The 12409-nt window shown below is 67.5% G+C and carries 11 protein-coding genes; 4 read left to right on the plus strand and 7 right to left on the minus strand.

Annotated elements, in window-relative coordinates:
* The first annotated feature begins 361 nt into the window (after nucleotides 1–361).
* A complete protein-coding gene (locus BFF94_RS32750; protein WP_085042926.1) occupies nucleotides 362–565 on the plus strand; it encodes a cold-shock protein in 204 nt (67 codons plus the stop codon).
* Nucleotides 566–662: 97 nt separating this feature from the next.
* Here the strand turns inward: BFF94_RS32750 and BFF94_RS32755 are convergent, their stop codons facing one another.
* The 3 genes from BFF94_RS32755 to BFF94_RS32765 form a co-directional block, all read right to left on the minus strand.
* Nucleotides 663–1913 (minus strand): Hsp70 family protein, encoded by a 1251-nt coding sequence (locus tag BFF94_RS32755; RefSeq protein WP_128851398.1) that lies wholly within the window; start codon nucleotides 1911–1913, stop codon nucleotides 663–665.
* Nucleotides 1914–2100: 187 nt separating this feature from the next.
* A complete protein-coding gene (locus BFF94_RS32760; protein WP_128851401.1) occupies nucleotides 2101–2706 on the minus strand; it encodes a nitroreductase family protein in 606 nt (201 codons plus the stop codon).
* 132 nt (nucleotides 2707–2838) lie between these two features.
* A complete protein-coding gene (locus tag BFF94_RS32765; protein WP_219140269.1) occupies nucleotides 2839–4122 on the minus strand; it encodes an MFS transporter in 1284 nt (427 codons plus the stop codon).
* 223 nt (nucleotides 4123–4345) lie between these two features.
* On the opposite strand from BFF94_RS32765, the gene BFF94_RS32770 reads away from it, so the two are divergent.
* On the plus strand, nucleotides 4346–4966 hold the full coding sequence (locus tag BFF94_RS32770; RefSeq protein WP_128851404.1) for a TetR/AcrR family transcriptional regulator: 621 nt from the start codon (nucleotides 4346–4348) through the stop codon (nucleotides 4964–4966).
* A gap of 76 nt (nucleotides 4967–5042) precedes the next feature.
* Nucleotides 5043–5615, plus strand: a complete 573-nt coding sequence (locus BFF94_RS32775) for a DUF1415 domain-containing protein (RefSeq protein ID WP_128851406.1) — start codon at nucleotides 5043–5045, stop codon at nucleotides 5613–5615.
* A gap of 46 nt (nucleotides 5616–5661) precedes the next feature.
* Here the strand turns inward: BFF94_RS32775 and BFF94_RS32780 are convergent, their stop codons facing one another.
* The 3 genes from BFF94_RS32780 to BFF94_RS32790 form a co-directional block, all read right to left on the minus strand.
* Entirely contained in the window at nucleotides 5662–6552 is an 891-nt protein-coding gene (locus BFF94_RS32780; RefSeq protein WP_128845033.1) for a class I SAM-dependent methyltransferase, read from the minus strand.
* An 89-nt stretch (nucleotides 6553–6641) separates the two neighbouring features.
* Nucleotides 6642–7775 (minus strand): methyltransferase, encoded by a 1134-nt coding sequence (locus tag BFF94_RS32785; protein WP_143269662.1) that lies wholly within the window; start codon nucleotides 7773–7775, stop codon nucleotides 6642–6644.
* A gap of 123 nt (nucleotides 7776–7898) precedes the next feature.
* A complete protein-coding gene (locus BFF94_RS32790) occupies nucleotides 7899–8393 on the minus strand; it encodes an LEA/WHy family protein (RefSeq protein ID WP_219140270.1) in 495 nt (164 codons plus the stop codon).
* A gap of 684 nt (nucleotides 8394–9077) precedes the next feature.
* Here BFF94_RS32790 and BFF94_RS32795 point away from each other — a divergent pair.
* Nucleotides 9078–11246 carry a M1 family metallopeptidase gene (locus tag BFF94_RS32795; protein WP_219140271.1) on the plus strand — a complete coding sequence of 723 codons (2169 nt, stop codon included), beginning with the start codon at nucleotides 9078–9080 and terminating at the stop codon, nucleotides 11244–11246.
* Between the two features lie 144 nt (nucleotides 11247–11390).
* Here the strand turns inward: BFF94_RS32795 and BFF94_RS32800 are convergent, their stop codons facing one another.
* Entirely contained in the window at nucleotides 11391–12311 is a 921-nt protein-coding gene (locus BFF94_RS32800) for a LysR family transcriptional regulator (protein WP_219140272.1), read from the minus strand.
* Between the last annotated feature and the right edge of the window lie 98 nt (nucleotides 12312–12409).

Genomic DNA, 12409 nt, shown 5'->3' on the forward strand with positions numbered 1-12409 from the left:
CACCGCGCACGCATTCTTGGGGGGACGAGTCATCCGATCGGGGCAACCCGTCCGCGCGGCGCGTAGTTTAACGGTTGCACCTGGAACGTGGCGCCAAAATCGTTCGGCCCCTACAAAAAATTCGCATCGTTTGCAAGCTTTGTAAACCTGATATACGCAATAACCCTGAGTACATGGAAATACGGTTGACCATACGACCGATTCGCCGTATAAAGGACTTCGCAGGATTTCAAGCGGCGAGTGAATTGGTTCTTTCGTAGTTCGCCCATCAACGGTACTCCGGTTGGTCCTATTACCCCTTCCTTGATTTTCCGCACCCCATGGGCCTCGGCCCCGTTTTATTTTTTTAGGAACAAGTAACATGGCAACCGGTACCGTCAAGTGGTTCAATGACGCAAAGGGCTTCGGCTTTATCACCCCGGAAGGCGGCGGCGACGATCTGTTCGCACACTTCTCGGAAATCCGCACGGAAGGCTTCAAGACGCTGCAAGAAAACCAGAAGGTTGAATTCGAAGTGAAGACGGGCCCGAAGGGTCTGCAAGCTGCGAACATCAAGCCGATGTAAGTTTTGCGCGAGATTTCGTGTTAAAAAGCCCCGCTTCGGCGGGGCTTTTTGTTTTTCGACGCCGCTCCGGCACGGCGGCAATGCTGCCGCCCGCCGTTCAGCCGAACAATCGCTGCGCGTGAATGCCGAGCCCCGTCGCGACACTTGCGAGGCGGTCGCCGAACACCGGCTGCGCATCCGGGAACGCACCCGCAAGCGCGTCCGACAGGAACGCGAGCCCCGTCGAGCCGCCGGTGAAATACAGCGCGCCGACATCGCGCGGCGCGATGCCCGCGAGCCGCACCGTCTCGCGCGCGGCGTCGACGATGCGCGCGGTGTCGTCACGACTCGCATCGACGAGGCGGTCGGCATCGAACGCGATCAGCAGATCTTCTTCCACGTCGTTCAGGTCGATCATCGTCTCCCCACCCGCCGCGACACCGATCTTCGCTTCTTCCGCGCGCGCCATCAGCGCATGCCCGAGCCGCTGCTCGACCACGCTCGTGAGCCGGTCGTACTGCCGCGCCTCCTGGTACAGGTGCTTCATCAGCTTCAGCTCGCCGAGCCGCTTCGGCGTGTAGACCGTGTTGATCAGGTGCCAGGTGGCGAGATCGAAGTAGATCTTGTTCGGCAGTTCGCGCCCTTCCGGGTCGAGCGAACGGTAGCCGAATGCGGGCAGGATCGCCGCCAGCTCGACACGCCGGTCGTAGTCGGTGCCCGCGACGTGCACGCCGTGGTGCGCCAGCACGTCGTCCTTGCGTTCGAGCCGCGCCATCCGTTCAGGCCCGACGCGTACCAGCGAGAAGTCGGACGTGCCGCCGCCGATGTCGGCGACGAGCACGAGGCGCTCGGCCTGCTGGCGCGATTCGTAGTCGAACGCGGCCGCGATCGGTTCGTACTGGAATTGAACGTCCGCGAAGCCGACCGATTGCGCGGCTGCTTCGAGCTGATCCTGCGCGAGGCGGTCGGCGCGCGGATCGTCGTCGACGAAGAACACGGGCCGGCCGAGCACCGCGCGGCCGATCGGCGCACCCGCGCGGGCTTCGGCCTTGCGCTTCAGGTGCGTCAGGAAGCGCGCGATGATTTCGGTGTACGCGATCGCGCTGCCGTCGCCGAGGTCGGTCGTCGTTTCCGCGAGCGGCGAGCCGAGGATGCTCTTCATCGAGCGCATCAGCCGGCCGTCGAAACCGTCGATATAGGATGCCAGCGCCGCACGGCCGTATTCGACCGTCGCTTCGTCGTTGTTGAAGAAGATCGCGGTGGGCAGCGTCAGGTGGTCGCCCTCGACGGGCGCGAGGCGCATGCCGCCGCCGTCGGGCAGCGCCACGGCGGAATTGGACGTGCCGAAATCGATCGCGCAGTAAGTCATGGGAAAGTGCCGCGGCGGGGCCGGCGCGAAAACGGAAAGGACGGGCTTTTTAACATGAAGCCCGCGGGATCACAACCGGGGCCGGCCACCAGGGGCGCGCAACGGGCCTCGGTGGCGACGGCGCGCGCCTGGCGCGCCGTGGACGCGCGCGGACGGGTTGCAAGACGCAGCCCGCCCGCTTGCGGGGTCAGGCTGCCGCGTCGAAACCCTTCTTCCACGCGCCCGCATACACGACCTCGCCGATCGCATGGCGCGTGCGCGGCGCCTTCTCGCGATCTCGCAGCACGGGATCGAGCTTGTCGACGTTGCCGTAATGGCCGATCGAGATGATCGCCGGAATCGCGACGTCGGCCGGAATCGCGAACGCGTCGCGGAACGCCTTCGCGTCGAAACCGCTCATCTGGTGCGCGGCGAGGCCCAGCGCGTGCGCCTGCAGCACCAGCGACATCGCAGCCGCGCCCGCGTCGTACAGCGCGGTCGGCGCCGGCTCGCCCTTCGGCGTGAGCGTATGCGCGGTCACCGCGATCAGCACCGGCGCCGGCGCATTCCAGCCCTGGTTGAACGGCACCAGCGTCGCGAACGCGCGCTTGAATGCCTCTTCGTCCCGCGTGCGATCGAATACGACGAAGCGCCACGGCTGCGCGTTGTACGCGGACGGCGCCCAGCGCGCGGCTTCGAGCAGCGCGTGCAGATCGCCGGCGCTGACGGGCTCATCCGAATACGCGCGCGGGCTCCAGCGGCCCGCGATCAGATCGTGAATCGAAACAGTGGTGGGAGCAGGTTTGACGGACATGCGGTTCCTCGCTGGCATCGATGAAAGGGCGCGAACGCCCGGCGAACCGCAAGCATACCCGCTTGAGCGGTTGCGCGCCCGATCCTCCCGCGCTATGCAAATCACCGCGCCTGCATTGGCCGGCCGCCGCGGTCAGGCCGCCTGCGCGGCCGCGCGCGACGGGCCGCGGTTGATCCGCAGCACGATCAGCGCGCCGACGATGCACAGCCCGCCCGAGATCATCGACGCGATCGTGTAGGTACCGAGGCTTGCGCGCAGCAGCCCCGCGCCGAGCGCCGCGAACGCGGCGCCGAGCTGGTGGCCGGCGACGATCCAGCCGAACACGACCGGCGCGGCGGCCTTGCCGAACACGTCGGTCGCGAGCCGCACGGTCGGCGGCACGGTCGCGATCCAGTCGAGCCCGTAGAACATCGCGAACAGCGGCAGCCCGAAGAAATCGATCCCGAACGCGTGCGGCAGGTAGATCAGCGACAGCCCGCGCAGCCCGTAATACCAGAACAGCAGCACGCGGTTGTCGTAACGGTCGGACAGCCAGCCCGACAGCGTCGTGCCGAACAGGTCGAACACGCCCATCGCCGCGAGCAGCGACGCGCCCTGCACTTCGCTCATCCCGTAGTCGCTGCACATCGCGATCAGGTGCGTGCCGACATAGCCGTTGGTACTCGCGCCGCAGATGAAGAAGCTGAAGAACAGCAGCCAGAAGTCGCGCGAACGGCTGGCCATCAGCAGCGTGCGAAATGCGACCGCGAGCGGGTTCTCCTTCGACGCGTCGGGCGCGGGCGGCGCGTCGGCCGGCTCGCCGTACGGGCGCAGCTGCACGTCGGCCGGCCGCTCGGGCAGCAGGAACGCAACGAGCGGAATCACGATCGCGGCCGCCACCGCGACGACCAGCACGACCGGCCGCCAGCCATGGCGCTGCGCGATCGCGGCGAGCATCGGCAGGAACACGAGCTGGCCGGTGGCCGTGCTCGCGGTCAGGAGGCCCATCACGAGGCCGCGCCGCGCATGGAACCAGCGCGTGACGAAGGTCGCGGACAGCGTCAGCGCGACGACGCCCGTCGAGCAGCCGACCATCAGGCCCCAGATCAAGACCATCTGCCAGCTCTGCGTCATCATCGACGACAACGCGACGCCCGCGCTCATCGTCACGAGCGCGGTGAGGATCGTCGGGCGCAGCCCGAAGCGCTGCATCGCGGCGGCCGCGAACGGGCCGGTCAGTCCGTACAGCGCGATGTTCACCGAGATCGCCAGCGAAATCGCCGCGCGGCTCCAGCCGAGTTCGCGTTCGAGCGGCACCATCAGCACGCTCGGCGTCGCGCGCGTGCCCGCCGCCGCCAGCAGGATCAGGAATACCACCGCCGCCGCGAGCCATCCGTAGTGGAAGCGCCCGCCGATTCGTGTCACTGCCCAGTTCATCTTCATGTTCTCCAGTTGGCGGCTCCGGCGCCATCGCACCAGCCCCGCCCCACCCAGCCAGGCCACCTCCGCCGCACACGACTGCATCGGCTGACCCGGGCCGACGCTTGGCATTTGTCTGTCGATCCGACCGGCATTGTTACCGACCGGTCACAAGTGTGTTGCGATCGTAGTTACCAGTCGGTAACATGTCAAGCAATTCAACACGTAGTCGAGGGTCATCATGTCGGGCAGCGAGATCGCCAAACCGCTGGCGCGTCGCACGCGCCGGCCGATCGACGGCGCCACCGCGCAGGAGCACCTGCTGCGTGCCGCCGAGGAGCTGTTTTACAAGGAAGGGGTTCGCACCGTCGGCGTTGACGCGGTCGTGGAGCGCGCGGGCGTCAACAAGATGAGCCTGTATCGCCAGTTCTCGTCGAAGGACGAGCTGATCCTCGCGTATCTGGAGCGGATGGACGCGTGTTTCTTCGAGCGTCTCGACACGAGCGCCGCCAAGCATCCGGGCCAGCCGAAGGCGCAACTGATCCAGTACTTCGTCGATCTTGCCGAGCGCGCGACACAGAAGGACTATCGCGGCTGCCCGTTCGTCAACGTCGCCGCCGAATTCCCGGATGCGTCGCACCCGGCGCGCGAGCGCGTCGCGCAGAACAAGGAACAGCTGATGAAGCGGCTCGTCGCGCTGTGCGAAGGCGCCGGCGCGCGCCAGCCGCAGGCGCTCGCCGATGCGCTCGCGCTGATAGTCGAAGGCATCTACGCGGCGAGCCAGACCTATCGGCACGGCGAAACGCCGATCGGCACCGCGCCCGCGCTCGTCACGCAGTTGATCGAAGCCGCATGCGCATGACGGATCGTGCACGCCCGAACCCGGCGTGCCCGCTACAATGCGGCCCTCGCCGCTCTTCCGCCCGACTGGTTTCACGATGACCGACACCCGCCCCGAATCGCACGACGACATCCTCGCCGCCACGCGGCACTGGCTCGCGCGCGCGGTGATCGGGCTCAATCTGTGCCCGTTCGCGAAAAGCGTCTATGTGAAGGAACAGGTGCGCTACGCGATCAGCGAAGCGACGACACTGGAAGACGCGCTCGCCGAACTCGAGACCGAGTTGCGCGCGCTCGACGCGGCGGACCCGCAGCAGGTCGATACGACGCTCGTGATCTTCCCGCATGCGTTCGCCGATTTCGTCGATTACAACGATGCGCTGTTCTTTGCCGACCGGCTCGTGCAGCAGTTGCGGCTCGACGGCGTGCTGCAGATCGCCAGCTTCCATCCGCAGTACCGGTTCGAAGGCAGCGAACCCGACGACATCGAGAACTACACGAACCGCGCGCCGTATCCGATCCTGCACCTGCTGCGCGAGGACAGCATCGCGCGCGCGGTCGACGCGTTCCCGGACGCGTCCGCGATCTACGAAAGGAATCAGGAAACGTTGCGCCGCCTCGGCCACGACGGCTGGCGCGAATGGATGCGCCGGCCGGGCGACGACGTCTGACGCGCCGGGCGGCGCGTCGCCGGCTGCGCGGCCAGGTCCGCGCGCGTCAGCCTTCGGCCGGCTCGACGGCGTCGCCGCCTGCCGCCGCGGCCTCCGCCACGAAGAAGCGCTCGTTCAGCTCGGCGAGCCCGAACATGCCGAGAATCTCGTTCAGCCGCTCGCCGGGCCGCCGGCGCGGCAGGTTCTTGTACTGCGCGATGATCAGCTCGTTCTTCATCGAATGCTCCCAGCCGACCAGCTCGGTCACGCTGACCTGGTAGCCGTGCGCCTCGAGCTGCAGGCAGCGCAGCACGTTGGTGATCTGGCTGCCGAATTCGCGCGTATGCAGCGGATGCCGCCATACCTCGGTCAGCGCGTTCGCGAGCGACTTGCCCTTGTTCCTGCGCAACACGCCCGCGACTTCCGCCTGGCAGCACGGCACGAGCACGATGTGCTGCGCACGCTTCGCGAGCGCGAAGCGGATCGCGTCGTCGGTCGCCGTGTCGCACGCGTGCAGCGCGGTGACGACGTCGACCGTCTCGGGCAGCTGCGGCGACGTGATCGAATCGGCGACCGACAGGTTCAGGAACGACATGCCGCCGAACCCGAGCCGCGCGGCAAGCTCGGCCGAGCGCGTGACGAGCTCCTCGCGGGTCTCGATCCCGTACACGTGCGACGCGAACGCCGGCGTGCCGTGCCCCGGCTGCTGCTTGAAGAACAGGTCGTACAGGATGAAGCCGAGATACGACTTGCCGGCGCCGTGATCGACGAGCGTCACGCTGCCCTTGTCGGCCTGCACGCCGGCGAGCAGCGGCTCGATGAACTGGACCAGGTGATAGACCTGCTTCAGCTTGCGGCGGCTGTCCTGGTTCAGCTTCCCGTCGCGGGTGAGGATGTGCAGTTCCTTCAGCAGCTCGACGGACTGCTCCGGGCGGATTTCGTGGGTCTTGTTCGACATCTTGAAGCGGCGCCGGGCCACGGTCGGTCGACCACGGCCCGGCGGCGGGAATTCGTGAGGAATGGCGACAGTTTACCGAAAATACGCGGTCACGCTCGTGCGCCGAGCCGCCAGAGCGACGTGACCTCGGCGCGGCGGGCCGCATGCAGCGGATCGTCGGCGTCGGCCGCCTTCGGGTGCGCGGGGCGGATATCGTCGCGGCCGAGCACGACGAGGCCCGCTTCGTCGATCCATTGCAGCAGCGTGTCGCGCGGCCGCAGGCCGAGATGCTCGGCGAAATCGGACAGGATCAGCCAGCCCTCGCCGCCCGGCTCGAGATGCGCGGCGAGCCCCGCGAGGAAGCCGCGCAGCATGCGGCTGTCGGGGTCGTAGACCGCGTATTCGATCGGCGCGCTCGGCCGGGCCGGCACCCACGGCGGGTTGCAGACCACGAGCGGCGCACGGCCGGCCGGAAACAGGTCGGCCTCGACGACGTCGACCCGGTCCGCATGACCGAGCCGCGCGATGTTCTCCCGCGCGCACGCAAGCGCACGCGCATCCTGGTCGGTCGCGACGACGCGCTCGACGCCGCGCGACGCGAGCACGGCCGCCAGCACGCCGGTGCCGGTGCCGATGTCGAACGCGAGCGACGTCGCGGGCAACGGCGCGCGCGCGACGAGTTCGACGTATTCGCCGCGCACCGGCGAGAACACGCCGTAATGCGGGTGGATCGGCGCGCCGCCGAGCGCCGGGATCGGCACGCCCTTCTTGCGCCACTCGTGCGCGCCGACGAGGCCGAGCAGCTCGCGCAGCGACACGACCGACGGCGCGCCGCCGGGCCCGTAAGCCTCCTCGCACGCGGCGCGCACGTCGGGCGCGCGGCGCAGCGGGATCGCGTAGTCGGCGTCGAGCGGGATCAGCAGCAGCCCGAGCGTGCGGGCGCGCTGCGACTGCGCGAGACGATGCAGGTTGAACGCGTCGACGCCGGCCGCGGCTTTCGCCTTCTTCGGCTTGCGCTCGACACGGCGCGCCATCGCCTGCACGAGCTGGCGCGCATTCTGGAAGTCGCCCTGCCAGACGAGCGCGGTGCCCTCGCACGCAAGACGGTAGGCCGCGTCGGCGGTGAGGCGGTCGTCGGCGGGCACCGCGCGCTTCGGTGGTTGCACGCCGGCTTCGGAGCGCCAGCGCACGGCATGATCGGCGCCGTCGGCGTCGGTCCAGTGGAAAACGGGGAAATCGGTCACGCGAACTCGGTTACGGTTGGCTTCAACGGGCGGCGGCATCGCGCCGCGCGGCTCACACCATACCGCGCTTTGCCCGCACGGCAAAGCGCGGCCAGGCGCCGGGCGCCGCCGCGGGCGTGCCGCTCAGCCGCCCCATCCCGGCATCACCGGCATGCGCAGCGTGCCCGCGTCGTTGAAGTGCACGGTGCCGAGCACGCCGCCCGCGAGCCGGCCGCGCAGCGCATACGGCAGCTCGCCGTTCGCGGCCGCGCCGGGCAGGTTCCACGCCTGCCGCGCGGCAGCGAATGCCGACACGGAAACCGGCACGTCGAGCACGGCCTCGCCGAACCGCGGCACGGTGCCCGAACGATCGCTGACGCCGCTCGCGAACGGCGTGCCGTTCAGGTCGAGCGCGACCGAGATGCCGTCGTATTCGATCGGCGCGTCGTTCGGGTTCTGCACGCGCAGCTTCAGGCTGAAACGCATCTCGAGGCCCTGCCCGACGAGCGGGTCGAGCCCCGCGACCGTCACGCGCACGGGATCGCGCGTCAGCCCCGCGCAACCGCCGAGCAGGAGCACGGCGGCGAACAGCAGCGGCACGGCGCGCAGCGGCGCGAAACGAAACAGGGCTCGTGGCATGGGGATGGCCTCCTCGCGGCAATCGGTGAGCGGGTCGTCGAGGCATTGTACCGAGCGTGTCCCGGTACGCCCGCCCCAGCACGCCCGCGCTGGTATGCCCGCGCCGGTACGCCGGATTTCGTAGTTTTCGCATCCGCGCAAGATCCTTAATACATTAAAACTACGAAATCGCCAGCTAAACGAAAGCGAATTAATGACTTTCAGCATTCAATGAAGCGCAAGAAAATCAATAGCATCACGTTCTAAATTTTTCGTTTCCTTTACCTAAAACCATCAAGTATATTTACGCATCCTTCGAGCAAGCCGACAAACCTTGAAGCCGCATGACGGAGATTTTACGGAAAGGCGACACGCCTTCCCGCCATCCTGCGGCCTGGCCCGGCCAGCCCTGTAGGTCGTCGGTTCAAAGGGATTGCGCGCCCGCGCAGGGCGTGCGGCCCCGTGTCGTGCGCGCGAAATCAACTCAGTACAACACGCGCCCGGCCATTTTGAACCGGCCAGTTAACCGACATCCGGAAATCCAGAGGGGGCAGTAAACCATGATTACCTTCACGTAGTCGGCCACCGTCTTTTCGAATAATCCGTCATATGCATTTTCATCGCCGTTGATTAACGGCGAGGGGATTGCTATTGCCGGCGTTTTCGCAGCACTGAACGATTCATTCAACAATCGAGGTTTCAGTCATGTCGATCAACATTCGCAAGATGCGTTATCTGCCGCTCGTCGCCGCACTCGCGCTCGCCGGGTGCGGCGGCGACGACGGTGGCGTGGGCTCGGCTTCCGCGCTCAGCTCCGCCGGCGCGCCGCATTCGGGCTCGTCGCCCGCCGTCACCGCGCCGCCGAGCGCATCCAACGTCGACAAGAGCGTTTCGCCTGTCGAATTGCCGGACACAGTGGTGCCCGTGAACTACCGGCTGTGGTTCCGCCCGAACGAAGCGCTGAACGCGTTCGACGGCCGCGCCGACGTCGAGATCAAGGTGCTGAAGCCGGTCAACAACATCGTGATCGCCGGCCACCGGATCAAGTTCACGAATGGCCGCATCACGCTGCAGCCGGGCAACATCCAGCTGATCGCGACGCCGCAGGACAAGGGCGACTTCTATCAGCTGCGCCCCGTGAGCGGCACGATCTCGCCGGGCAACTATTCGCTGCACATGGAGTGGTCGGGCATCATCAACTTCAAGTCGTATGACGATCCGGTCAAGAAGACGGGCGGCAGTTGCGGCGACGATCCGTATCCGGGCTGCTCGGCCGCGGAAGGCATCTTCCGCGTCGACCTGAAGAGCACCGACGGCACGACGAGCGGCGCGATCCTCACGCAGGGCGAAACCAACCTGTCGCGCCAGTGGTTCCCCGGCTGGGACGAGCCGGCGTTCCGCCCGACCTATGAAGTGACGGCCGAAGTGCCGCAGAACTGGCGCGTCGTGTCGAACGCGGCCGAGAAGCCGTCGACCAGCATCGGCGGCGGCTACAAGCTCGTGCAGTTCGACAAGACCCCGCCGATGCCGTCGTACCTGCTGTTCTTCGGCGGCGGCCTGTTCGACACCTACGAGGACGACTTCACGAGCCCGCTGCCGGGCGGCAAGGGCGGCCTGCACCTGCGCGTGTTCACGCCGCCGGGCATGAGCGACTGGGCGAAGCCGGCGATGGACCGCACCAAGCAGGCGCTCGACTTCTACTACCGCTACACGGGCATTGCGCTGCCGCTCACGAAGTTCGACACGGTGGCCGCGAACGACGCGTTCAAGGAGCAGAAGGACCTGAACTTCGGCGGGATGGAGAACTGGGGGTCGATCCTCGAGTTCGCCGACGACATCCTGCCGCAGCCGGGCCAGCCGATGTCGCACTACGGCAATGAAGTGCTGACGCACGAAGTCGCGCACCAGTGGTTCGGCGATCTCGTCACGACCGACTGGTGGGACAACGTGTGGCTCAACGAGTCGTTCGCGACGTTCTTCGAGACGAAGACGACGATCCAGTTCTTCCCCAACGAGTTCAGCTGGCTCGACCAGGTGAAGAACAAGTACCGCGTGATCAATCGCGACATCGGCCCGAACGCATTCCCGGTCGCGCCGAACTTCAACGACTGGGCGTCGAACGACTTCGTGCTGAGCGCCAGCGCGTTCACGTACGACAAGGGCGGCCACGTGCTGAAGACGCTCGAGAACTATCTCGGCGAACAGACGCTGCGCAAGGGCCTGCAGCAATACCTGGTCGACTACTCGTTCGGCAACGGCACGCCGAAGCGCCTGTGGGATGCGCTGTCGAAGGAAAGCGGCCAGGCGGTCGGCCCGATCGGCGACAGCTATGTGCGCCAGACGGGCGTGCCGCTGATCTCGCTCGACACGCAGTGCGACCTGACGAAGAACCAGACGATCGTCACGCTGAAACAGCAGCCGTTCCCGAACAAGAACGCGTATCCGGGCCTGCAGTGGACGGTGCCGATCACGCTCGCGTACGGCCAGGGTCTCGCGAAACACACGACGCTCGCGCTGAAGGATACGCAGACGCAGACGCGGATCGACGGCTGCACGGGCGTGGTCGCCGACCCGAGCGGGCTCGACTACTACGTCGTGAACTACAGCGACGCGGCCTGGAGCGGACTGCTCACGCAGGTCAACGGCTCGACCGATCCGGTGCTGCTGGCGAACCTGAAGAGCGAGGCGGCGCTGCTCGTCGCGAACAACCTCGCGCCGGCTTCGCGCTCGACGTCGATCGGCTCGGTCGCTTCGCCGGCCGCGATGAAGCTGCGCCAGACGCCGACCTTCGGCGGCATCGAGCCGGTAACGAAGGAACGCCCGGCACTGCAATACCAGGGCATCTTCAAGCCGCGCAAGGTAGTGACGCAGTAACGGTGCGCACCCGGCCGGTGCCGCGCAGCCTGCGGCGCCGGCCGGCGTACCGGCTTCTCCGACCTTTGACGGGCCTCGCGAGCGAGGCCCTTTTTTCTTTCGGCGCGGCCCGGTGGCCCCATGGTCCTGCGCACCCGCCCGCCGTCACGCCCACGCGGCATCCCACGCCGGCTGCGCGAACCACGTCGTCAGGAACGCGACGAGCCGCGACGCACGCGCGCTGCCGCGCGCCTGCTGGCGCAACACATGGATCGTCGCCTGCTCGGGCTCTGCCGCGTACTGCGGCAGCACCACGCGCAGCCGTCCGTCGCGCAGCGCGTCCCCCGCGAGCCAGGTCGGCAGGTGCGCGAGACCGAGCCCGTCGATCGCCGCCTCGAGCAACGCTTCCGAATGATTGCTGCGAAACCGCGGCTGCGCCGGCACGTGGCGGCGCTCGCCGAAGCGCCACGCGCCCGGCGGCGGTGCGCCATGCCACGCGAGACAGTCGTGTCCGGCGAGCGCGTCGGGCGATTCGGGCTCGCCGCGCCGCGAGAGGTAGGCCGCGCTCGCGCACAGCACGCGCCGCTGCGGCGCCAGCACGGTCGCCACGAAGCGCGTGTCCTCGAGCGGGCCGATGCGCACCGCGAGATCGACGTCGGAGCCGAGCCGCGCGCCCTGCAGATCGACCATGCTGTCGGTCAGCACCAGGTCGACCTGCAGCGCCGGATGACACTGCATGAACGCGGCCAGCGCGGCCATCAGGTGCCGCCGGCCGAACGGCGCCGGACAATCGACGCGCAGCAGCCCGCTCGGCTCGTCGTGCTGGCTGTGCAGGTCTTCCTGCAGGCCGCGCAGTTCCGCCAGCATCCGCGTCGCGCGACCGTACAGCAACTGCCCGGCTTCGGTCGGCCGCAGCGCATGCGTGGTGCGATGGAGGAGGCGGATGCCGAGCTGCGTCTCGAGCCGGTCGATGCGCCGCGTGACCGACGACGCGGCGACGCCCAGCCGGCGCGCGGCCGCCGAGAAGCTCTGCTGGTCGACCACGTCGACGAACAGCGCCAGATGCGGGGAAAGGAAGTCGTCCATTCAAGGCCTTCGGATTTGGCTATGCGTAATTCGCAAAACAATCATCCGCCTTTGCACGTTTCCGCGTCAAACCGGACCGCCTAGACTGCATCCATCCT

Source organism: Burkholderia catarinensis, from assembly GCF_001883705.2.
Taxonomy (GTDB): domain Bacteria; phylum Pseudomonadota; class Gammaproteobacteria; order Burkholderiales; family Burkholderiaceae; genus Burkholderia; species Burkholderia catarinensis.